General features: G+C 42.1%; 19 protein-coding genes and 5 tRNA genes. 3 read left to right on the forward strand and 21 right to left on the reverse strand.

The window, feature by feature from the left end; translation table 11 throughout:
• Positions 1–46 precede the first annotated feature (46 nt).
• The 17 genes from rpoC to rpsU form a co-directional block, all read right to left on the reverse strand.
• Positions 47–4333, reverse strand: a complete 4287-nt coding sequence (gene rpoC, locus ACZM60_RS04550) for a DNA-directed RNA polymerase subunit beta' (protein WP_340318865.1) — start codon at positions 4331–4333, stop codon at positions 47–49.
• Positions 4334–4408: 75 nt separating this feature from the next.
• Positions 4409–8221 carry a DNA-directed RNA polymerase subunit beta gene (gene rpoB / locus ACZM60_RS04555; protein ID WP_489520892.1) on the reverse strand — a complete coding sequence of 1271 codons (3813 nt, stop codon included), beginning with the start codon at positions 8219–8221 and terminating at the stop codon, positions 4409–4411.
• 125 nt (positions 8222–8346) lie between these two features.
• Entirely contained in the window at positions 8347–8724 is a 378-nt protein-coding gene (gene rplL / locus ACZM60_RS04560; RefSeq protein ID WP_007564160.1) for a 50S ribosomal protein L7/L12, read from the reverse strand.
• Positions 8725–8800: 76 nt separating this feature from the next.
• Positions 8801–9316, reverse strand: coding sequence for a 50S ribosomal protein L10 (gene rplJ / locus ACZM60_RS04565; protein WP_489520893.1), 516 nt, complete (start codon positions 9314–9316; stop codon positions 8801–8803).
• A 15-nt stretch (positions 9317–9331) separates the two neighbouring features.
• Positions 9332–10030, reverse strand: a complete 699-nt coding sequence (gene rplA, locus ACZM60_RS04570) for a 50S ribosomal protein L1 (protein WP_340318862.1) — start codon at positions 10028–10030, stop codon at positions 9332–9334.
• A gap of 16 nt (positions 10031–10046) precedes the next feature.
• Entirely contained in the window at positions 10047–10490 is a 444-nt protein-coding gene (rplK, locus tag ACZM60_RS04575; protein WP_008140170.1) for a 50S ribosomal protein L11, read from the reverse strand.
• 59 nt (positions 10491–10549) lie between these two features.
• On the reverse strand, positions 10550–11092 hold the full coding sequence (nusG, locus tag ACZM60_RS04580) for a transcription termination/antitermination protein NusG (RefSeq protein ID WP_340318861.1): 543 nt from the start codon (positions 11090–11092) through the stop codon (positions 10550–10552).
• Between the two features lie 15 nt (positions 11093–11107).
• On the reverse strand, positions 11108–11302 hold the full coding sequence (secE, locus tag ACZM60_RS04585) for a preprotein translocase subunit SecE (protein WP_340318860.1): 195 nt from the start codon (positions 11300–11302) through the stop codon (positions 11108–11110).
• Between the two features lie 16 nt (positions 11303–11318).
• Positions 11319–11391 (reverse strand) — tRNA-Trp (locus tag ACZM60_RS04590).
• Positions 11392–11450: 59 nt separating this feature from the next.
• Entirely contained in the window at positions 11451–12644 is a 1194-nt protein-coding gene (gene tuf, locus ACZM60_RS04595; protein ID WP_340318859.1) for an elongation factor Tu, read from the reverse strand.
• A 49-nt stretch (positions 12645–12693) separates the two neighbouring features.
• Positions 12694–12765 (reverse strand) — tRNA-Thr (locus ACZM60_RS04600).
• 18 nt (positions 12766–12783) lie between these two features.
• Positions 12784–12856, reverse strand: a tRNA-Gly gene (locus ACZM60_RS04605).
• 7 nt (positions 12857–12863) lie between these two features.
• Positions 12864–12946, reverse strand: a tRNA-Tyr gene (locus tag ACZM60_RS04610).
• 50 nt (positions 12947–12996) lie between these two features.
• Positions 12997–13070, reverse strand: a tRNA-Thr gene (locus ACZM60_RS04615).
• Positions 13071–13161: 91 nt separating this feature from the next.
• Positions 13162–13461, reverse strand: a complete 300-nt coding sequence (hpf, locus tag ACZM60_RS04620; RefSeq protein ID WP_021970400.1) for a ribosome hibernation-promoting factor, HPF/YfiA family — start codon at positions 13459–13461, stop codon at positions 13162–13164.
• A 17-nt stretch (positions 13462–13478) separates the two neighbouring features.
• Positions 13479–14360, reverse strand: coding sequence for a tyrosine-type recombinase/integrase (locus ACZM60_RS04625; RefSeq protein WP_340318858.1), 882 nt, complete (start codon positions 14358–14360; stop codon positions 13479–13481).
• Positions 14361–14436: 76 nt separating this feature from the next.
• Positions 14437–14628 carry a 30S ribosomal protein S21 gene (gene rpsU, locus ACZM60_RS04630; RefSeq protein WP_021970402.1) on the reverse strand — a complete coding sequence of 64 codons (192 nt, stop codon included), beginning with the start codon at positions 14626–14628 and terminating at the stop codon, positions 14437–14439.
• A gap of 170 nt (positions 14629–14798) precedes the next feature.
• Between rpsU and ACZM60_RS04635 the strand changes: the two genes are divergently transcribed.
• Both ACZM60_RS04635 and ACZM60_RS04640 read left to right on the forward strand, forming a co-directional pair.
• Entirely contained in the window at positions 14799–16583 is a 1785-nt protein-coding gene (locus ACZM60_RS04635; protein WP_489520894.1) for an aminopeptidase P family protein, read from the forward strand.
• Between the two features lie 19 nt (positions 16584–16602).
• Positions 16603–17142 (forward strand): gamma carbonic anhydrase family protein, encoded by a 540-nt coding sequence (locus ACZM60_RS04640; RefSeq protein ID WP_021970404.1) that lies wholly within the window; start codon positions 16603–16605, stop codon positions 17140–17142.
• Positions 17143–17194: 52 nt separating this feature from the next.
• On the opposite strand, the gene ACZM60_RS04645 is transcribed toward ACZM60_RS04640, so the two are convergent.
• Positions 17195–18442: a PepSY-like domain-containing protein gene (locus tag ACZM60_RS04645; protein ID WP_489520895.1), complete on the reverse strand. Its 1248-nt coding sequence runs from the start codon at positions 18440–18442 to the stop codon at positions 17195–17197.
• A 265-nt stretch (positions 18443–18707) separates the two neighbouring features.
• Positions 18708–19460 carry a response regulator transcription factor gene (locus ACZM60_RS04650; RefSeq protein ID WP_340318854.1) on the reverse strand — a complete coding sequence of 251 codons (753 nt, stop codon included), beginning with the start codon at positions 19458–19460 and terminating at the stop codon, positions 18708–18710.
• A 111-nt stretch (positions 19461–19571) separates the two neighbouring features.
• On the opposite strand from ACZM60_RS04650, the gene ACZM60_RS04655 reads away from it, so the two are divergent.
• On the forward strand, positions 19572–20222 hold the full coding sequence (locus ACZM60_RS04655) for a DUF1349 domain-containing protein (RefSeq protein ID WP_021970407.1): 651 nt from the start codon (positions 19572–19574) through the stop codon (positions 20220–20222).
• Positions 20223–20268: 46 nt separating this feature from the next.
• Here the strand turns inward: ACZM60_RS04655 and ACZM60_RS04660 are convergent, their stop codons facing one another.
• Together ACZM60_RS04660 and ACZM60_RS04665 are read right to left on the reverse strand one after the other, a co-directional pair.
• Positions 20269–20982, reverse strand: a complete 714-nt coding sequence (locus ACZM60_RS04660; protein ID WP_489520896.1) for a response regulator transcription factor — start codon at positions 20980–20982, stop codon at positions 20269–20271.
• A gap of 13 nt (positions 20983–20995) precedes the next feature.
• Complete coding sequence (locus tag ACZM60_RS04665; protein WP_489520897.1) at positions 20996–22372, reverse strand: sensor histidine kinase; 1377 nt, start codon at positions 22370–22372, stop codon at positions 20996–20998.
• Positions 22373–22444 lie beyond the last annotated feature (72 nt).

Raw genomic sequence — 22444 nt, forward strand, 5'->3', positions numbered from 1 at the left:
AAAAACTTCGACAAAGTGGTTTTAATATAAATATAGACTATTGCAATTATTCTACTTCACTATAGTCAAGTACATTCTTTCGATTAGCCAAGATACGATCGTACTCTTCTTTTGAACCAACGATAATCTTTTCAAATTCACGCTGACCTGTACCAGCAGGAATCAAATGACCACAGATCACGTTTTCCTTCATACCTTCCAGCTTATCTACCTTACCATTAATAGCAGCTTCATTCAAGACCTTAGTTGTTTCCTGGAATGATGCAGCCGACATAAAGCTTGATGTCTGCAATGCAGCACGTGTGATACCTTGTAATATCTGAGTAGATGTTGCAGGTACTGCATCGCGTACTTCAACAGGCTTCAAGTCTCGACGTTTCAACATACTGTTTTCATCACGCAACTTACGAGCTGTAACAATCTGTCCTGGCTGCAAGTTCTGAGAGTCACCAGCATCAACAACAACTTTCTTACCCCAGATACGGTCATTTTCTTCATTGAATTCCAAACGGTCAACAACCTGCTGTTCCAAGAAGCGTGTATCACCCGGCTCATCAATCTGAACTTTACGCATCATCTGACGGACGATAATTTCAAAATGCTTATCGTTAATCTTAACACCCTGCAGACGGTATACATCCTGAATTTCGTTCACAATATATTCCTGAACTGCTGTAGGACCTTTAATAGCCAAGATATCAGCAGGAGTGATAGCACCATCCGACAGCGGAGTTCCGGCACGTACATAGTCGTTTTCCTGAACAAGGATCTGCTTTGACAGAGCTACAAGATACTTCTTCACATCACCAGTCTTAGACGTAACGATAATCTCACGGTTACCACGTTTAATCTTACCCATCGTAACCTCTCCATCAATTTCTGATACAACAGCAGGATTAGACGGATTACGCGCTTCGAACAACTCTGTTACACGAGGAAGACCACCGGTAATATCACCAGCCTTACCTACAGCACGCGGAATCTTAACCAAGATATCACCAGCCTTAACCACTTGTTTATCTTCTACAACAACGTGACCACCTACCGGTAAGTTATATGTACGGATAATTCCACCATTCTCATCTAAGATATGTAATGAAGGAATCTTTGTCTTATCCTTAGACTCTGTAATAATGATTTCACGCAAACCAGTTGCTTCATCGGACTCTACCTTATATGTTACATTTTCAATAACCGATTCAAAATCGATCTTACCAGCAGCTTCTGTAACAATAACGGCATTGAACGGGTCCCACTTAGCAATCAGCTTACCTTTCTCAACGACTTCACCATCTGATGCATACAGTTTAGAACCATAAGGAACGTTATGTGTTGACAAGATAATACCTGTATTAACATCCACGAAACGAACTTCAGCCAAACGGCCAACAACGATCTTAACTGCCTCACCTGTTTCTTCAACAGCGTCTACTGTACGCAATTCTTCAAACTCAAGACGTGCATCGTTCTTCGCAACAATACTTGCATTTGCAGCCATGTTACCGGCGATACCACCGGCGTGGAACGTACGCAATGTCAACTGAGTACCCGGTTCACCGATTGACTGAGCAGCGATAACACCAACAGCCTCACCTTTCTGAACCATACGGCTCGTAGCAAGGTTACGTCCATAACACTTAGCACATACACCCTTCTTCGACTCACAAGTCAATACAGAACGGATTTCAACGCTTTCAATCGGAGAATCTTCAATTTCCTGTGCTATTGATTCTGTAATTTCTTCACCAGCAGCTACTATCAGCTTACCAGTTGTAGGATGTATTACATCATGTACAGAAACACGTCCCAAAATACGTTCATATAATGTTGCAATAACTTCATCGTTATTCTTCAATGCTGTACAAACCAGACCACGCAATGTTCCACAGTCTTCTTCATTAATGATTACGTCGTGAGAAACGTCAACCAAACGACGAGTCAAATATCCAGCATCGGCAGTCTTCAACGCAGTATCGGCAAGACCCTTACGAGCACCGTGAGTAGAAATAAAGTATTCCAACACAGACAGACCTTCCTTAAAGTTAGAAAGAATCGGGTTCTCAATGATCTGAGCACCTTCTGCACCTGCTTTCTGCGGTTTAGCCATCAAACCACGCATACCAGACAACTGACGAATCTGTTCCTTAGAACCACGGGCTCCAGAATCCAGCATCATAAACACTGAGTTGAATCCCTGATCGTCATTCTTAATTGTCTTATACAAGATATCAGACAAGTCACTGTTTACGTGTGTCCAAGTATCGATAACCTGGTTGTAACGTTCGTTGTCGGTGATGAAACCCATGTTATAGTTCATCATAATCTGCTCAACTTCTTCGTTACCACGTTTAACAAGTTCTTCTTTTTCCTTCGGAATAATGATATCACCTAAGTTAAATGACAAACCACCTTCAAATGCCTTCTTATAACCTAAATTCTTAATACCATCCAAGAATTCACAAGCACGAGCTACACCGACAGTCTTGATAACATCGCTGATGATATCACGCAATGACTTCTTAGAAATAATAGTATTCAAATATCCACATTCATCAGGAACCAATTCATTAACGATAATACGTCCAACAGAAGTTTCTTTAATCATCTTCTTCACGATATTACCATTTTCATCAAGGTCATTGGTTACAACACTAATAATTGCATGAATATCTACCTTCCCTTCGTTGTAAGCAATCAATGCTTCTTCTGGTCCGTAGAAAATCAGACCCTCGCCTTTCGCACCTTTACGTAACTTGGTAATATAATACAAACCAAGAACCATATCCTGTGCAGGCACCGTAATAGGAGCGCCATTGGCAGGGTTCAAAATATTATGTGACTGAAGCATCAACATCTGGGCTTCAAGAACTGCTTCATTACTCAAAGGCAAGTGTACCGCCATCTGGTCACCATCGAAGTCGGCATTGAACGCTGTACATGCCAATGGATGCAATTGGATAGCTTTACCTTCAATCATCTTAGGCTGGAAAGCCTGGATACCCAAACGGTGCAGAGTCGGCGCACGGTTCAGCAATACCGGATGTCCTTTCATTACATGTTCCAGAATATCCCAAATCACCGGTTCCTTACGGTCTACAATTTTCTTTGCAGACTTAACGGTCTTAACAATGCCACGTTCTATCAACTTACGAATGATAAACGGCTTGTACAATTCAGCAGCCATCAATTTAGGGATACCGCATTCACCCATTTTCAGTTCCGGACCTACAACGATTACGGAACGTGCAGAGTAGTCAACACGTTTACCCAGCAAGTTCTGACGGAAACGTCCTTGCTTACCTTTCAAGCTATCAGAAAGAGATTTCAGAGGACGATTGGCATCTGTCTTCACTGCACTCGACTTACGAGAGTTGTCGAACAATGAATCAACAGCTTCCTGCAACATACGCTTTTCGTTACGTAAGATTACTTCAGGAGCTTTAATTTCAATCAGACGTTTCAGACGGTTATTACGAATAATAACACGACGATACAAATCATTCAAGTCGGAAGTTGCGAAGCGACCACCATCCAGCGGAACCAACGGACGCAATTCAGGCGGAATAACCGGAACGATACGTACAATCATCCATTCAGGTTTATTACGACCTCTTGAAGCACGGAATGACTCTACAACTTGCAGACGTTTCAATGCTTCATTCTTACGCTGCTGAGATGAGTCATTATTGGCTTTGTGACGCAATTCGTATGACAATGCATCCAAATCCAGACGTACCAACAAATCGTAGATAGCTTCAGCACCCATTTTAGCAATAAACTTATTCGGGTCGCTGTCTTCCAAATATTGATTATCCTTCGGAAGATTATCAATAATGTCAAGATACTCTTCCTCAGACAACAAGTCATATTGATTAATGCCATCTTCAGCCTTCACACCTGGCTGAATTACTACATAACGTTCATAATAAATGATAGCATCAAGTTTCTTTGTAGGCAATCCTAACAAATAGCCAATTTTATTAGGCAAAGAGCGGAAATACCAGATATGTGCAACAGGTACAACCAACTGAATGTGACCGCTACGCTCACGACGAACTTTCTTTTCTGTTACTTCAACGCCACATCGGTCACAAACGATGCCTTTATAACGAATACGTTTGTATTTACCACAATGACATTCGTAGTCTTTTACCGGACCAAAGATTCGTTCACAGAACAAACCATCACGTTCCGGCTTATAAGTACGGTAATTGATTGTTTCCGGTTTCAACACTTCACCGTAAGAGTTTTCCAAAATCTCTTCAGGAGAAGCCAGTCCGATTGTAATCTTTGAGAAATTACTTTTTATCTTAGTATCTTTTCTAAAAGCCATACTTTATGTTTTATAAAATGAAGAATTTAAAGATAAAGGAGGAGAAATCCATCTTCTCCCTCCTTTATTAATATATTATTCCAGTGTAATGCTCAAGCAAAGACCTCTCAACTCGTGCAGCAATACATTCAGAGATTCAGGGATACCCGGAGTAGGCATCGGTTCACCTTTTACGATAGCTTCGTATGCTTTTGAACGTCCAACTACGTCATCTGACTTAATTGTCAGAATTTCCTGAAGTACATGAGCCGCACCAAATGCTTCGATAGCCCAAACCTCCATTTCTCCAAAACGCTGACCACCGAACTGTGCCTTACCACCAAGTGGCTGCTGAGTAATCAGAGAGTACGGACCGATAGAACGTGCATGCATCTTATCTTCAACCATGTGACCCAACTTCAACATGTAAGTCACACCGACTGTTGCAGGCTGGTCAAACTGTTCACCCGTACCACCATCGTACAGGTAAGTCTTACAATAGCGTGGCAAACCAGCTTTATCTGTCCACTTATCCAAGTCGTCCAATGTAGCTCCATCAAAGATAGGAGTAGCAAACTTAACGCCCAGCTCCTTACCAGCACGTCCTAATACTGCTTCGAATATCTGACCGATGTTCATACGAGAAGGCACACCCAACGGATTCAATACAATATCAACCGGAGTACCATCTGCCAAGAACGGCATATCTTCCTGACGTACGACACGCGAAACGATACCCTTGTTACCGTGACGACCCGCCATCTTATCACCGACACCAATCTTACGCTTCTTAGCAATATAGACTTTAGCCATCTGAATAATACCAGAAGGAAGTTCATCACCAATAGTCAGAGCAAACTTCTTACGCTTCAACTCGGCATCAAGTTCCTTGTACTTTTTCAGATAATTCATGATTAAATCACGAATCATATCATTCTTATGAGCATCCGAAGTCCATTTGCTCAACTGAATGATTGTATAATCCAATGATTCCAAATCACGTTTTGTGAACTTAGCACCTTTAGCTATAACTTCTGTTCCCAAATAGTCTTTTACACCCTGAGAAACCTTATCGTTAGTCAGAACCAATAACTTCTCGACTAAGATTTCTTTCAGTGCTGCAGCTTTTTCTTCAAATTCTTCATTCAGTTTCGGCAGGATAGCCTTATCTGCATTCTTTTCACTACGAGTCTTTATAACACGTGAATACAACTTCTTATCGATTACAACACCGCGCAATGAAGGAGAAGCTTTCAAAGAAGCATCCTTCACGTCACCAGCCTTATCACCAAAGATTGCACGCAACAATTTTTCTTCTGGAGAAGGATCAGATTCACCTTTCGGAGTGATCTTACCAATCAAAATATCACCCGGTTCAATGCGAGCACCAACACGGACAATACCATTTTCATCCAAGTCTTTTGTAGCTTCCTCGCTTACATTAGGTATATCAGAAGTCAACTCTTCCATACCGCGCTTGGTTTCACGTACTTCCAGAATATATTCATCAACGTGTACAGAAGTCAAGATATCTTCACGTACAACACGTTCATTCAATACAATAGCATCCTCGTAGTTATATCCTTTCCACGGCATGTATGCGACCAGCAGGTTCTTACCCAATGCCAATTCACCATTAGCTGTAGAATAACCTTCTGTCAAGATATCGCCTTTCTTCACACGCTGACCTTTTGAGCAGATAGGACGCAAGTCGATAGTCATGCTCTGGTTAGTCTTGCGGAATTTAGGAATGCGATACTCTTTCAATGCCGGTTCAAAGCTTACAAACTCTTCATCATCGGTACGGTCATACAAAATACGTATTGTCGTTGCATCCACGAAATCAATTACACCATCACCTTCAGCTGCGATCTGTGTACGCGAATCTTCACACAATTGTTTTTCAATACCAGTACCAACAATAGGAGCTTCTGTCTTCAACAGAGGAACTGCCTGGCGCATCATGTTTGATCCCATCAACGCACGGTTAGCGTCATCATGTTCCAAGAACGGAATCAAAGATGCAGCGATAGAAGCAATCTGCTGTGGAGAAACATCCATCAACTCTACCTGATCAGGAGTAACTACAGGATAATCTGCATCACGACGAGCTTTTACTTTTTCACGGATAAATGTTCCGTCGTCATTCAATGGTGCATTACCCTGAGCGATAATCTTGTCTTCTTCTTCCTCTGCCGACAAATATTCTATACCTTCCGGTGACAAATCTACTACTCCATCTTTCACCTTACGGTAAGGAGTGACGATAAATCCAAGATCATTAATCTTTGCATATACACACAGAGAAGAGATCAAACCGATATTCGGACCTTCAGGAGTTTCAATCGGACACAAACGACCATAGTGAGTGTAGTGTACATCTCGTACCTCGAATCCGGCACGGTCACGTGACAAACCACCAGGACCCAACGCTGACAAACGACGCTTGTGAGTAATTTCTGCCAACGGGTTGGTCTGATCCATGAACTGTGACAAAGCATTTGTTCCAAAGAATGAGTTAATAACCGACGAAATAGTCTTAGCGTTAATCAAATCAATCGGAGTAAACACTTCATTGTCGCGGACATTCATACGTTCACGAATAGTACGTGACATACGAGCCAGACCGATAGCGAACTGGTTAGACAACTGTTCTCCTACGGTACGTACACGACGGTTGCTCAAATGGTCAATATCATCAACATCCGCTTTTGAGTTAATCAGCTCAATCAGATATTTGATGATTTCAATAATATCTTGTTTTGTCAACACCTTCACATCCATAGGAGTATCCAGATTCAACTTCTTGTTGATACGATAACGTCCTACTTCACCCAGGTCATAACGTTTTTCAGAGAAGAACAAGTTATTGATAACTTCACGTGCACTGGCATCATCGGCAGGGTCAGCATTACGCAACTGACGATAAATGTACAATACAGCTTCTTTCTCCGAGTTAGACGGGTCTTTTTGTAAAGTATTGAAAATAATTGAATAATCAGAAGAATTAGCTTCTTCATTGTGAACGAGGATATTCTGAATACCTGATTCCAGGATCAAATCGATATGTTCCGGTTCAATTACAGTTTCACGGTCGATTACTACCTCGTTACGTTCGATAGAAACAACTTCACCAGTATCTTCATCAACGAAATCTTCAGTCCAAGTTTTCAGCACACGTGCAGCCAGCTTGCGACCGATAATTTTCTTCAAATTGGCCTTATTAACCTTAACGTCTTCAGCCAGATTAAATATTTCGAGGATATCCTTATCATTTTCAAAGCCTACAGCTCTCAGCAATGTAGTTACAGGCAACTTCTTCTTACGGTCAATGTAAGCATACATCACGTTATTAATATCCGTAGCAAATTCTATCCAAGAACCCTTAAACGGAATAATACGAGCTGAATATAATTTAGTTCCATTCGCATGGATACTTTGTCCGAAGAATACACCCGGAGAACGATGCAACTGAGAAACAACTACACGTTCTGCTCCATTGATAACAAAAGTACCTTTCAGAGTCATATAAGGGATAGGACCCAGATATACATCCTGAATAACAGTATCAAAGTCTTCGTGATCGGGGTCTGTACAATAAAGCTTCAATTTAGCTTTCAAGGGAACACTATAAGTCAATCCACGTTCCAAACAATCATCAATAGAATAGTGAGGCGGATCGATATAGTAATCGAGGAACTCGAGCACGAAGTTGTTACGAGTATCTGCAATAGGGAAATTTTCTGCAAACACTTTATACAAGCCATCGTTCTTTCGTTTTTCAGGCGGAGTATCTAACTGTAAAAAGTCTTGAAATGACTTCAATTGCACTTCCAGGAAATCCGGATACTTCATCGGATTCTTAATAGAAGCAAAATTAATTCGTTGATTATTAGTATTTGAAGACATCTGTATGGAGTTAAAATGTTTAAATTCAGGTATAGAAACCTGTGTAACTTAATATAGACGCAAAAAGGTTAAGAATCCCCTTTACAGAGGACTCTTAACCGAACTACCTGATTTACAGGATAATCTTATTTAAGTTCAACTTCAGCTCCAGCTTCTTCCAAAGTTTTCTTCAAAGATTCAGCTTCGTCTTTAGCCAAGCCTTCTTTTACTGTGCTAGGAGCACCGTCAACCAAGTCTTTTGCTTCTTTCAAGCCAAGACCACAAGCTTCTTTAACGGCCTTAACAACCTGCAATTTAGCAGCACCTGCGCTCTTCAAAACTACATCGAATGAAGTTTTTTCTTCAGCAGCAGCTGCACCAGCAGCAGCAGGACCAGCAGCAACAGCTACAGCTGCAGCAGCAGGTTCAATACCATATTCTTCTTTAAGGATAGTTGCAAGTTCATTAACTTCTTTTACTGTCAAGTTAACTAATTGTTCTGCAAAAGCTTTCAAATCTGCCATTTTTGTATGAATTTAATTGTTTGTTACTATTTGATAATTAAAGTTGTTTTGGTTAAGTCTTAAACTTGGGAAACAATTATTCAGCACGTTCACCCAAAGTCTTAAGAACTCCGTGAATGGTGTTACCACCAGATTGAAGAGCAGAAATAACATTCTTCGCAGGAGACTGCAGCAATGCCACGATGTCTGCGATAACTTCGTTCTTGCTCTTGATTGTTGCCAAAGCTTCGAGCTGATCAGCACCTACATAGAATCCTTCTTCTGCATAAGCAGCCTTCAATGCAGGAACACCGTCTTTGTATTCTTTCAACAACTTAGCAGGAGCGTTCGCAGTTTCGCAGAACATCACTGAAGTTGTACCTTTCAAAGAATCAAACAATGGTGAATAATCAATATCCAAGCTCATTAAAGCCTTGTGAAGCAAAGAATTCTTCACAACTACCAGTTTGATACCAGCCTTAAAACATTTTCTACGCAATTCACTTGTTGAAGCTGCATCCATTGCAGTTGTATCAACCAAGTAGAAATGTCCGTATTGCTTTACGGTATCAGCCAACTGACCGATAATTACGCCTTTATCTTCCTTTCTCATGATTCCTCCTTAATTTTAGATTTCTTCTACAGATTTAGGGTCGATTTTAATACCCTTACTCATAGTACTTGAAAGATAAATACTCTTAATATAAGTACCCTTAGCTGTTGTCGGTTTCAGTTTGATGATAGTAGCGATAAATTCTTTCGCATTGTCACGGATCTGGTCAGCAGTGAAAGATACTTTACCGATTGAAGTATGAACGATACCGCTCTTATCAACTTTAAAGTCAATCTTACCTTGCTTAACTTCCTTTACAGCTTTAGCTACATCCATAGTTACAGTACCACTCTTCGGGTTCGGCATTAATCCACGAGGACCAAGAACACGACCCAGAGCACCGATCTTACCCATGATAGACGGCATAGTGATGATTACATCAATATCAGTCCATCCACCTTTGATCTTTTCAATATATTCATCAAGACCAACATAGTCAGCACCAGCTTCTTTTGCAGCAGCTTCAGCATCCGGTGTACACAGAACAAGCACGCGAACCTGCTTACCTGTACCATGAGGAAGAGATACAACACCTCTTACCATCTGGTTAGCCTTACGAGGGTCTACACCTAAACGTACGTCAATATCTAATGAAGCGTCAAACTTAGTAAAAGTAATATCCTTTACCAACTGAGCAGCTTCTTTCAGTGAGTATGCTTTCCCTGCTTCAATTTTTTCTGCAGCCAACTTTTGATTTTTTGTCAGTTTACCCATTATTAATTGAAGTTAATTAGTTATTACCCGGGAAGTCACCTTTTACAGCGATACCCATACTTCTAGCTGTTCCTGCTACCATTGTCATAGCAGATTCGATAGTAAAGCAGTTCAAGTCAACCAATTTGTCTTGAGCGATAGCACGAATCTGATCCCAAGTCAGTTCTGCAACTTTCTTACGGTTAGGTTCAGCAGATCCACTCTTGATTTTAGCAGCCTCGAGCAACTGAATTGCTACAGGAGGAGTCTTAATTACGAAATCGAAAGACTTGTCTGTGTAGTAGGTAATGATTACAGGTAATACTTTACCTGCCTTGTCCTGGGTTCTGGCGTTGAATTGCTTGCAAAACTCCATGATATTAATACCCTTAGAACCTAAAGCAGGTCCAACGGGAGGTGATGGATTTGCAGCGCCTCCTTTAATCTGTAATTTGATTAGTCCAGCAACTTCTTTAGCCATTTTTTTAATTTTTAATATAAGTGATTAACGAATAGAATAACGACACGTAACAAAATGCATTATTCTTTTTCCACATCCGTAAAGCCTAATTCAAGCGGAGTTTTACGCCCGAATATTTTGACCATTACTTTCAGCTTGCGTTTTTCCGCACTCACTTCTTCAATGATACCACTGAATCCGCTGAACGGACCAACACTAACTTTCACTGTTTCTCCTACAGCATAAGGAATATTAGCATCCTCGCTTACTTCCTGAAGTTCATCTACCGTACCCAGTATACGATTCACTTCCGATTGTCTTAAGGGAACCGGATGTTCCTGTCCACCCAAGAAGCCGATTACATTCGTGATGTTTCTCAAATGATGAGCTACTTCACCAACCAGCGCAGCTTCTACCAAGACATAACCAGGGAGATAAGTTCTCTCTTTCACAATTTTTTTACCATTGCGAACCTGGTAAACTTTTTCGGTAGGAATCAATACCTGAGATACATATTCACCAAGATCGCTGTTTCTCATTTCAGCTTCAAGATACTCTTTAACCTTGGTTTCTTTACCACTCACGGCACGAAGTACGTACCATTTCTTTTCAATCTCAGACATTCTTATTACTGTTTATTAGTGCGGATAGATAACGTCTTCCATAATAAAGCGGAAGGCAGAATCCATAAGCCAAACAACGAGTGCAATGAGTAGGGAAGCATATAAAACAACCACTGCACTACTTGAAAGTTCTGAACGAGTAGGCCACGATACTTTATGGACTAGTTCGTCATAAGATTCTTTACAATAATTCGTTATCTTTTTAAACATATTCTTATCAATTTAGCACGGGAAGAGAGGCTCGAACTCCCGACACTCGGTTTTGGAGACCGATGCTCTACCAACTGAGCTATTCCCGTAAAAATAGTTCCCGAATTTGCTTCGGGAACTATAAGCTTTATTTCAATGACTTTTAGTATTAGTCAAGAAGTTCAGTAATCTGACCAGCACCTACTGTACGACCACCTTCACGGATAGCGAAACGCAGACCTACATTCAATGCAACCGGATAGATCAATTCAACAGTGATTGTTACGTTATCACCCGGCATTACCATGTCTGTTCCTTCCGGCAAAGTGATTTCACCTGTACAGTCCATAGTACGCAGATAGAACTGAGGACGATATTTGTTGTGGAACGGAGTGTGACGACCACCTTCTTCTTTCTTCAGGATATAAACCTCAGCTTTGAACTTAGAGTGAGCTTTAACCTGACCCGGGTGACACAGAATCATACCACGTTTGATTTCGTTCTTATCGATACCACGAAGCAACAAACCTACGTTATCACCAGCTTCACCCTGATCCAACAATTTACGGAACATTTCAACACCAGTTACAACTGATTTCTTGTCTTCACCAAGACCCAGGATTTCAACTTCGTCACCTACCTTGATTACACCAGCTTCGATACGACCAGTAGCAACAGTACCACGACCAGTGATTGAGAATACGTCTTCAACCGGCATCAAGAATGGTTTATCTACATCACGCGGAGGCAGAGGAATCCAAGTATCTACAGCGTCCATCAGTTCGATGATCTTATCTTCCCATTCTTTTACACCGTTCAAAGCGCCCAGTGCAGAACCACGGATGATAGGAGTATTGTCACCGTCGAAATCATAGAATGAAAGCAATTCACGCATTTCCATTTCAACCAGTTCCAACATTTCTTCATCGTCAACCATATCACACTTGTTCAAGAATACAACCAAGCGCGGTACGTTTACCTGACGAGCCAACAGGATGTGTTCACGAGTCTGAGGCATCGGACCATCAGTTGCAGCAACTACGATGATCGCACCATCCATCTGAGCAGCACCAGTAACCATGTTCTTTACATAGTCGGCGTGTCCCGGACAGTCTACGTGAGCATAGTGACGATTTGCAGTTTCATATTCTACGTGAGAAGTATTAATGGTAATACCACGTTCCTTTTCTTCCGGAGCGTTATCGATCTGATCGAAAGACTTGATTTCGTCAGCTTTAGTGAAACCTCTTTCTGCCAATACTTTAGTGATAGCAGCAGTCAAAGTTGTTTTACCGTGGTCAACGTGACCAATCGTACCAATGTTCACATGCGGTTTGGTGCGTTCAAATTTCTCTTTAGCCATAGCTTTACTATTTATTTTGATTAATAATCAGCTTTATTTACAAATCACGAGCTGTTACCGGGACTTGAACCCGGGACCTCTTCCTTACCAAGGAAGTGCTCTACCGCTGAGCTATAACAGCAAAGAAGAAAAAAAGAAGAGCGGAAGACGGGACTCAAACCCGCGACCCTCAGCTTGGAAGGCTAATGCTCTATCGACTGAGCTACTTCCGCATTTTTGTGGGCAAAGATGGATTCGAACCACCGAAGGCGTAAGCCAGCAGATTTACAGTCTGCCCCATTTGGCCACTCTGGTATTTGCCCAACTTCTTTCAAAGAACACCAGTTTCTAACCTGTGTTTTTCTTCCTTTTGAGCCTCTTGTCGGATTCGAACCAACGACCCCGAGATTACAAATCACGTGCTCTGGCCAACTGAGCTAAAGAGGCAAATTAACTTTACAGCCGCACAATCTCCGCGACTTAGCGGCTGCAAAGTTAGATATAATTTTCTAATCACAAAATATTTCTCGCGATTTTTTTATTTACCCTGCTGTTTTTCTTTCGATTTCAGCAGCTGTTTAGATAGTGCATCCATGCACACATCTATTGATTCTTCAAATGTATCACTTACCTTTTCAGCGTAAAACTCTGTATTCAGCGCCAAGACGCGTACACCAGCTTCCTTATTCATTGCTGTTTCAGGTTTTACTACTTTTAAAGACACCTCTACTTTCTTTATATTATCGCAAAACTTCTCGAGCTTCTCTGCTTTTTTCTGAATAAAAGCTTCCAATTTTTCAGATGCGTCGAAATGAATTGATTGAATTCTTACTTCCATAAATACCTCCTTTTTCTTTACGCTCTAGGATGAGCTTGTTCATAAACTTTTTTCAACTCTTCAAAAGTCGTATGAGTATAAACCTCCGTTGTTGTCAAGCTCTCATGCCCCAGCAACTCTTTCACCGCCTCCAGTTCTGCATGGTTATTCAGCATCGAGGTTGCAAAAGTATGTCGCAAGACATGCGGACTTCTTTTTTTCAACGAAACGACCTTCGAAAGATTACGTTTCACTAAGAGATATACCAGATAGGGATACAACGCTTTTCCGTTCTTCCGCACGAAAAATGCCTCCCCACCATCTGGCAAAAAATCTTTTTTAGCAGAAAGATAAGCTTCTATATCCTCCTTCAGCTCATCACCGAAAGGAATCAAACGTTGCTTATTTCTTTTTCCCGTTACCTTTATCTGCTTAGCATACAAATCAACATCCGCATCCGTTAAGTTTATTAGCTCCGAACGTCGAATACCCGTTTCATAAAACATTTCCAATATCAAGCGATCGCGAACACCTTCAAACCCAGCATCAAACGCCGTATCATCCAGCAAGCGAGCCATATCAGCATCTTTTACAAAAACAGGCAAAGGCTTCTTTTTCTTCGGACCCGTCACTTTCATCAACGGATCAACCGAAACAACGCCTTGACGCAGCAAATAACGATAAAAAGAACGAAGTGAACTTAATTTCCGATTTACAGTAGTTGCCGTACAGCCACCCTCCATCAATGAGAGAACCCACCCACGAACGATATCCGCATCAACTGCCGCGAAATCCAGATTTTCATCCACCGCCTTAAAATACTCTTCAAATTTCGAGAGATCCGTACCATAACTAACAATTGTATCGTCAGAATAGTTTTTCTCAAAACGAAGATATTTCAAAAAAGATTCTTTCAGCATAAAAAAGCATCGCCTTAATTATTCAGCAACGAATTTATGAAAAAGAATTCAATAATTCAAAGTTTTTGCAGAATTATTATTCTTCTACCTGGTGCATTTTCTGAACGTAAATAGCACGTTCCATTTTCAGTCTTTTCAAAACAGACGGTTTGTCATACTGCTGTCTGCTTCTCAGTTCTTTTACAACACCTGTTTTTTCAAATTTTCTTTTGAATTTTTTCAGCGCTTTTTCAATGTTTTCGCCTTCTTTTACTGGTACTACAATCATGTTTTTAAAATTAAAGTATGTTGTTATTAAATTATTCGATAGTCGAATTGCGGCGCAAAATTACACATACTTTCTTTATTTACAAAACTTTCCAATAGATTTTATCGAAAATACCTTAGAAATCGTACCTTTGCTTTTTATAGTAAGTCTTTGAGAAAACGTATTTTTATATGAAAGAAGAGATAAAAAAAAGAATCGCTTTACTGCGCACGCTCATGGTGCGACAAGGAATATCGGCTTTTATTGTGCCGAGCACAGATCCGCACTCCGGAGAATATGTACCGGCTCACTGGGAATCACGTAAATGGATATCCGGATTTACAGGTTCGGCCGGAACAGTTGTCATCACAACTCAAGAGGGAGGGCTCTGGACAGACTCAAGATATTTTTTGCAAGCAGCCGATCAGTTAGAAGAAACAGGCATCAAACTCTTCAAAGACAGGCTGCCCGAAACACCATCCATTGCAGAATGGTTAGGAAATGTCTTGCATAAAGGAGAAAAGGTGGGCATAGATGGTTGGGTTAATGCAACAGACGAGACCGAAACCCTCCGTGCATCACTCGTTTCTCAAGGCCTGGAACTTGTTTCCGTAGAAGATCCATTCGAAACGTTATGGGAAGATCGTCCCTCCCTGCCACTCAACGTACCGTTTATCCTGCCAGAAACATATGCCGGAGTGTCATGTTCCGACAAGCTGACTCAAATCAGAGAAAACATCTTGCACAATCAAGCTGACGGCATCTTGATTTCTGCCCTCGATGAAATAGCCTGGACTTTAAACATGCGAGGCAACGACGTGCATTGCAATCCGGTATTCATCAGCTACCTGCTTATCACTCGGTCTGACGCAACCTTATATATCCTGCCCGAGAAGCTCACTCCTGAAATCAGCTGTTATCTCCAACAAAACGGAGTGCGTACCAAGAACTACACAGAAATAGAGAATGATCTGCTACATTATTCAGGGAAATGCATACAACTCTCACCGGAAACGAACTATACGCTTTATTGCGCAGCAGCTTCTTCTGCACATGTCGATATTCTCCCCTCCCCCGTCCGCTTATTGAAAGCAATCAAAAATCCAACAGAAATAGCGGGATTTCATCAAGCCATGAAACGAGATGGCGTAGCAATGGTGCGCTTCCTGAAATGGCTGAAAGCGGCTGTCAAAGAAGGTAAGGAAACCGAACTTTCCGTCGACCGTAAATTATATGAGTTGCGAGCTGAGCAGGAGCATTTTCAGGGCATCAGTTTCGATACGATTGCCGGCTATCAGGCACATGGAGCTATCGTACATTATGAAGCAACACCTGAAACAGATGTAACATTGCAACCCGAAGGATTCCTTCTGCTCGACAGTGGAGCACAATATCTGGACGGAACAACTGACATTACAAGAACCATCGCCTTAGGTAAAGTTTCCGAAGAACAAAAAACCGACTACACACTGGTTCTGAAAGGATTTATTGCCTTGTCAAGAGCCGAGTTTCCTCAAGGCACCTGCGGTACACAACTCGACGTGCTGGCACGACAGTTCATGTGGAAAGCAGGTATCAATTACGGACACGGTACCGGGCATGGTGTAGGACATTTCCTGAATGTTCACGAAGGGCCTCATCAGATTCGAATGAACCATGTACCGACTCCTTTATGCCCCGGCATGACCATTACCAACGAACCGGGAATCTACAAATCCGGACGTTACGGCATCCGGACAGAAAACACAATGCTTGTAGTACCGTCCCGTGAAACAGAGTTCGGCGCCTTTTATAAATTTGAGCCTCTCACCCTCTGCCCGATAGACAAAGAAGCCATTCGTACAGACATGCTGACACAAGAAGAAACGGCATGGCTCGACGACTATCACCGACATGTTTTTGAAGTACTGTCTCCTATGTTGACGGCTCCCGAGCAGGAATGGTTGAAAGATGCAACATCCAGCTTACGTAAATAATATAAAACAGCAAGATAATATGGCACTAATTAAATCAGTCAGAGGATTCACTCCTCAAATTGGCGAGAACTGTTATCTCGCCGACAATGCAACGATTATAGGCGATGTCGTCATGGGACGGGATTGCAGCGTATGGTTCAATGCCGTATTACGCGGAGACGTGAACTCAATTCGTATCGGCGACCGCGTAAATATTCAGGACGGAACAGTCCTGCATACACTTTACGAGAAGTCGACCGTAGAAATCGGCAATGACGTTTCCATCGGGCACAACGTCACTCTACACGGAGCCTGCGTACACGACAATGCACTGATCGGGATGGGGTCTACCCTGCTCGACCATGCAGTTGTGGGTGAAGGAGCTATTGTAGCCGCCGGAGCACTGGTCTTAGCCAATACAGTCATCGAACCTCATACTCTTTGGGGCGGTGTTCCAGCCAAATTTATAAAGAAAGTAGATCCGCAGCAAAGCAAAGAGCTGAACCAGAAGATAGCAAACGGCTATCTGATGTACGCATCCTGGTTTAAGGAAAATGAAGAACATACCGACAAGTTATAAAAAACAAACGGAGGGTAATTAACATAAAAGTTATTTTACCCTCCGTTTGTTTTTACTTTACTGTTTCATATTTCATAAATCCCCCGTGAGCATTAAATAGCCACCGGGTACCGTCTATCAGCAACACATGATAACTTCCATCCTTCCTGTCCACATCCGTTATACCAACATCGGCCGCCGTATTCTTCCAATACGAGATAATACCGGAAGGCAGCAATGGAAACATTGAATCCGGCCATATCTGTCCACCTCCGTTTATACGCAACCACTTATAATTACCATTAAACAAGAAACTGAATCCATTGGGTAAAGTAACAGAAACAAGCGGATGATTATAGTCATGATTCCACGATATGGTCAACTGATGTACTTCAGTAAAATAGTTTTCCAGAAAATCCTGAACCTTATCTATCTTTATGACAAAAGTTTTCTTCCCCTCATATGTGCAAAGTGCCTTATCGGGCTGCACCTGCAAGGTATAATAATCTTTTTTATCACGGACGACAGAAGTAATCCGTGCACCCGGTTCATATTTTCCGACTTCCTCCATTACCCTCTGAGGCAGCAGACTAAAGACCGTCTGCGGCAATGCAGGGAAAAGCATTTCATCACCTCTGCCAGCGGCAACCCGCTCAAACTCTCCGCTCACCGAAGTCCACTCCCCCTCTTTATTAAAGAGAAACAGATAAGTATCGTCGACCCATACCCGGTAAGCCGGCATAGAAGCATCCAAGACTTCCGCACCCAGAATTATCCGAGTAACTGTACCATCCGGAAATGCTTGCTGAATACAATCTTTCACTTTCTCAGGTAAATACTCTTCCCCGGTTTCAACACTATACTCATAGCCCAGACAACGATTTCCTTCATGCTGGAAGACCATTCTTCTGCCGTCACTCAGTTCAGCACTGACGCCTTCCTTGACTGCATAAACAGCAGAAACTGAAATTTCACCAAACTTTGCCTCCATAAAGTCGTACATCTCCCCCAAAAACTTACGAGCGAAAATCTGCATTCCCGCATCAGGGAAACTTACTTTTGTCCAGACACCATCCTTGGTAAAATTTACTTCTACATTATTCGACAGGACAACATGATATCCTGCATCCCCCTCGCTTACCCGTGAAATCCGTTCAATCATAGCTCCGGAAAAACGTCCCGATACAAACAACGATATATCGGAAGGAACCTCTTGCACAGATACAGTATCCTCCACATCATCGCCCGAACAGGAAGTTACCCACGGAATCACTCCACCTAAAACGAGAGTCAAATAGCATAAACAGAACAGCTTCTTCATAAGCTCGCACAATTAAGTCGTTAAAGTTAAGCATTTTAGACGAGAAACCGCTAACTTTTTCTGTTAAAAAGCCGACATTTTTTTAAAAGACTCTCACCTCTTCACTAAAAGGCCATGAAAAGTGATTCTCTTTTTGTACAAAACATTTTAAACTTTGTACAAATTTCCCGATGTTTTGTACAAAACAATAGAAAGACTTCTGCAGAAAAATTACACAACACCTCGACATTTTTCCTCCATCTTCCCCATATCCTTTCGCAAACAGTTACAGCAAATGCAATTCGCACGCAACACCAAAAGCCTGAGCCGAATTACTTACCTGTAGTTTTTGCAAGATATTTTGCCTGTGACGACTAACAGTATGTATACTGACAGACAGTTCATCGGCTATCTCCTTACTCGATTTTCCCTTTCCTATCAACAAGAGAATTTCTTTTTCCCGTTTCGAAAGCAGGTCCGAGCAATCGTACGTGTCGATATCCATACGGCTTCCATCAGCAGAATTTACTATTCCGCTGCCCCGTAAAGGTCCGTCGGCCAAATTATAAAGGCATAAAGCCAGACAAATATTCCCGGAATCCTGTGCTATCACATAAAACATTCGATGCAAAACCAGGTAATACTTTCCCCCGCCATCGCGCATCCGGAGATACTCTTCCAGGTAATAATCACTACGCAGCTTTCCCGAAATATTTTTCAGAAAATGCAGGAAACGCAATTCACGGGTATGCTTTTTCAGCAAATCATCGGGATGAATCCGGCTAAATATATCTTCTTCCCAAATTGAATTGATGACATGATACGCTCCTTGCAAGGCTATCCCCAAAGACTCTCCCACTTTTCCATAATAGATATAGCTCCGGTTAGAGTCCATATCACTCAGGACAGCTATCGAGTTCTCGACTTCGGCATATGCCAAAGCTATTTGCTTATAGCGTGCCAAATACAGGTTCAGATCCGCTTCTGTGCCAAAATCTTGTGCAAGCAGTTCATTATTTAGTGTTGTCTTTATGTTCATAGCGCCAAAGGACAAAGAAAATTGGTTATTTATCAGTATTGATGCTTCCCGCAGGGACAGCTACTTTTGCAAAATAATAGAAAAAGTTTCACATTATAAATCTACAAGTTTATGAAAAAGCTCTTTTTAGCAGCTCTCACTTTTATAAGTACACAAGCCATGATGGCGCAGACGCTGGAAAAAATGCAATGGTTCAATGAACCGGAAAACTGGGAGATAACAGACAACACTTTAAGTATGTCTGTCACTCCGCATAGTGACTACTGGAGAATTTCTCACTACGGATTCACTGTAGATGATGCTCCTTTTTATTATACAACCTATGGAGGGGAATTTGAAGTGAAGGTAAAAATCACCGGCGACTATAAGGTTCGTTTCGACCAGGCGGGTCTGATGCTCCGTATCGACAAGGAAAACTACATTAAGACCGGTATTGAGTTCGTCGACGGGAAATTCAATCTGAGTACGGTTGTCACTCACCATACAAGCGACTGGAGTGTCATTACACTCGACAAGCCTGTGCCTTACATCTGGATAAAGGCTGTCAGACGACTGGATGCCGTAGAGGTATTCTATTCCTTTGACGACAAGACTTACGTGATGATGCGAAATGCGTGGTTGCAAGACAATACACCTGTTCAGGTTGGTCTGATGGGTGCTTGTCCCGACGGCGAAGGATTCAACGTGAAATTCGAGCACTTCAAAGTAACCCACCTTCCCGACCAGCGAAGAATGGAATGGCTGAAGAAAAATGCCGAATAAAAGGAATCCTGCCTTATCGTTTTAAATCAAAGCAGGATTCTTATATTTATTCTTCAGGCGCAGGGCTGTCTTCCAACATAAGTCCTACGCCTTTTATCGTTTTCAACTGTACCGTACTGTCGGATGCCAGCAACTTTCGCAAGCGCGAAACGAATACATCCAGACTACGCGAAGCAAAATAATCGTCATCTGTATTCCATAAGCGATCTAAAATGGCCTCACGCCTGACAACTCTATTCTTGTTCTCACACAAAAGGCGCAGTAACGCAGCTTCACGTTCGGTAAGCGTCCGTTCTTCCCCGCCCGACTGTTTCAGCAAGGCATGTCCGGCTTCGAATATAAAGGACTGGCCAAAATGGAATTTATCTTCTTCGTTTGTCGACTTTATTCCTTTAGTCAGCTTCAGCAAAGCAAGAATATGCGCATTCAACTCCTCGGCAAGAAAAGGTTTCTTGATATAATTATTCACTCCCAGCTCATAACCTTTCACCACATCCTTGGGAGAAACACGACCGGAAGTAAACAGAGTAGGTGTTACTTCATCCGTTTCACGAATACGTCTTACCATTTCGTATCCATCCATCACCGGCATTTCGATATCGGCAACAATCACATCGGGGTGCGCTTCCTTCCATATTTTCAATCCGGTTTCCCCATTGTCGGCCGTCATCACCTCGTAACCACCTATCATATCCTCCAGTCCGCCACGTATGATGTAGCACAGATTGGCATCGTCTTCTACCAGCAATAATCGTATCATCGTTTCATTGTTATTATTCATTGTCAATCTTCGGGCAAGTCTTTCCAGTAATGTCTTCTTCAACTGGAAGATAGATAGTAAACTCGCTGTACTCTCCTTCGATACTTTCCAGCGTAACCCTGCCACCATGAGCTTCAGCTACCCGCAAAACATAATTCAGTCCCAGCCCGAAGCCAGCCGGACCTCCATATCGGCTTCTGCCCAATGCCGAGGCACGTTCGTACTTTTCGAATATCTTACTCTGGTCTTTCAGGGGAATTCCGAAGCCCGTATCGTGTACCTTTATATAATATTCGTTCGAAAGCTTTCCCGACGAGAATGTAATTTCAACCTCCTCACCCGAATACTTCACGGCATTGTCAATCAGATTGCTGAGCGCTTCTTTCAAAAACTCTTCATCCGCATAAACGGTATCTGCCTGCAAATTCCATTTATAGACAATATGCTTCACTGCTTTTGCCTTATACTTCTCGGCAAGGTCTTCCAGCATCGGACGAAGGCTACATGTTTCTTTTTCTAACTTCAACTGGTGATTTTCCAGTTTGGAGAGGGTAAGCACCTTGTTTGTCAGCGAGAGTAAATGCTCTCCCTCTTCTCTCAATATCCGGAAATAACGGGCTTTTTTTTCCGGCTGGGCATCCAGCTTTCCGGTTTCAAGTATCTGTGTACCCATCAGAATGGAACTCAGCGGTGTCTTCATATCATGAATCATGGCATACGAGAAGTCTTCACGCAATTTGGCAATCTTGTTCTGACGGAGAATAATGCGTATCTGATAAATGATACAAGCTATAACCAAGACCATGATCAGCACGGTAGCAAGCAAAAGCAACGTCATCCGCTGGAAAATTACCCGATACGGATTGGTGATAACTCCTTGCAGAAAGCGAGTTCCGTCAAAACTGATCGGCAAGGGAGAAGTTCGTAATACGCCTTTGCCATGCATATCCAGTTGACTGGAGGCCTTCATTATACGGCCGGTTGAGTCGACAATACACGACGCAACAGCAGCAGGAAAGCCAATCGAATCGAGCATGTGTGCATAAATCGAATCCAAATCCATAAACGAAACATCACGATTAAAATCTTTCAGAGCAATTTCCTGAAACGAAACATGCATATAACTCATCAGCCATTGACCTGGAGTAGACATAGTTTCCATGTCTTTCTCAGCATCAAAGTTGACGTTCATTGTAACCGTGGAGTCTTTCTTTGTCTTAGACACGCGCAGGAAAACCTCTTGCAAGGCTGCTTCGGGAAACAGTTCCTCCCCTTTCATCTGAATACTTTCCTTGGTCAGCTTATATGTGTTGACAAGCCATACGTATTGCAGCTCAACAATAGCAATAAGTCCCACCACAGCAATCCAACGGATATGTTTTATCTCCATAAGTCGTGTATTAACGTAACATTAACCTGCCCTTAACCCAGAAAATCGGTCGGGCCCTTTACTTTCGCACTG

The organism is Phocaeicola sp. (genome assembly GCF_057861905.1).

Coding starts and splice junctions, on each gene's coding strand:
- rpoC (WP_340318865.1), bottom strand. CDS start 4,333: ATGGCTTTTAGAAAAGATACTAAGATAAAAAGTAATTTCTCAAAGATT.
- rpoB (WP_489520892.1), bottom strand. CDS start 8,221: ATGTCTTCAAATACTAATAATCAACGAATTAATTTTGCTTCTATTAAG.
- rplL (WP_007564160.1), bottom strand. CDS start 8,724: ATGGCAGATTTGAAAGCTTTTGCAGAACAATTAGTTAACTTGACAGTA.
- rplJ (WP_489520893.1), bottom strand. CDS start 9,316: ATGAGAAAGGAAGATAAAGGCGTAATTATCGGTCAGTTGGCTGATACC.
- rplA (WP_340318862.1), bottom strand. CDS start 10,030: ATGGGTAAACTGACAAAAAATCAAAAGTTGGCTGCAGAAAAAATTGAA.
- rplK (WP_008140170.1), bottom strand. CDS start 10,490: ATGGCTAAAGAAGTTGCTGGACTAATCAAATTACAGATTAAAGGAGGC.
- nusG (WP_340318861.1), bottom strand. CDS start 11,092: ATGTCTGAGATTGAAAAGAAATGGTACGTACTTCGTGCCGTGAGTGGT.
- secE (WP_340318860.1), bottom strand. CDS start 11,302: ATGTTTAAAAAGATAACGAATTATTGTAAAGAATCTTATGACGAACTA.
- tuf (WP_340318859.1), bottom strand. CDS start 12,644: ATGGCTAAAGAGAAATTTGAACGCACCAAACCGCATGTGAACATTGGT.
- hpf (WP_021970400.1), bottom strand. CDS start 13,461: ATGGAAGTAAGAATTCAATCAATTCATTTCGACGCATCTGAAAAATTG.
- ACZM60_RS04625 (WP_340318858.1), bottom strand. CDS start 14,360: ATGCTGAAAGAATCTTTTTTGAAATATCTTCGTTTTGAGAAAAACTAT.
- rpsU (WP_021970402.1), bottom strand. CDS start 14,628: ATGATTGTAGTACCAGTAAAAGAAGGCGAAAACATTGAAAAAGCGCTG.
- ACZM60_RS04635 (WP_489520894.1), top strand. CDS start 14,799: ATGAAAGAAGAGATAAAAAAAAGAATCGCTTTACTGCGCACGCTCATG.
- ACZM60_RS04640 (WP_021970404.1), top strand. CDS start 16,603: ATGGCACTAATTAAATCAGTCAGAGGATTCACTCCTCAAATTGGCGAG.
- ACZM60_RS04645 (WP_489520895.1), bottom strand. CDS start 18,442: ATGAAGAAGCTGTTCTGTTTATGCTATTTGACTCTCGTTTTAGGTGGA.
- ACZM60_RS04650 (WP_340318854.1), bottom strand. CDS start 19,460: ATGAACATAAAGACAACACTAAATAATGAACTGCTTGCACAAGATTTT.
- ACZM60_RS04655 (WP_021970407.1), top strand. CDS start 19,572: ATGAAAAAGCTCTTTTTAGCAGCTCTCACTTTTATAAGTACACAAGCC.
- ACZM60_RS04660 (WP_489520896.1), bottom strand. CDS start 20,982: ATGATACGATTATTGCTGGTAGAAGACGATGCCAATCTGTGCTACATC.
- ACZM60_RS04665 (WP_489520897.1), bottom strand. CDS start 22,372: ATGGAGATAAAACATATCCGTTGGATTGCTGTGGTGGGACTTATTGCT.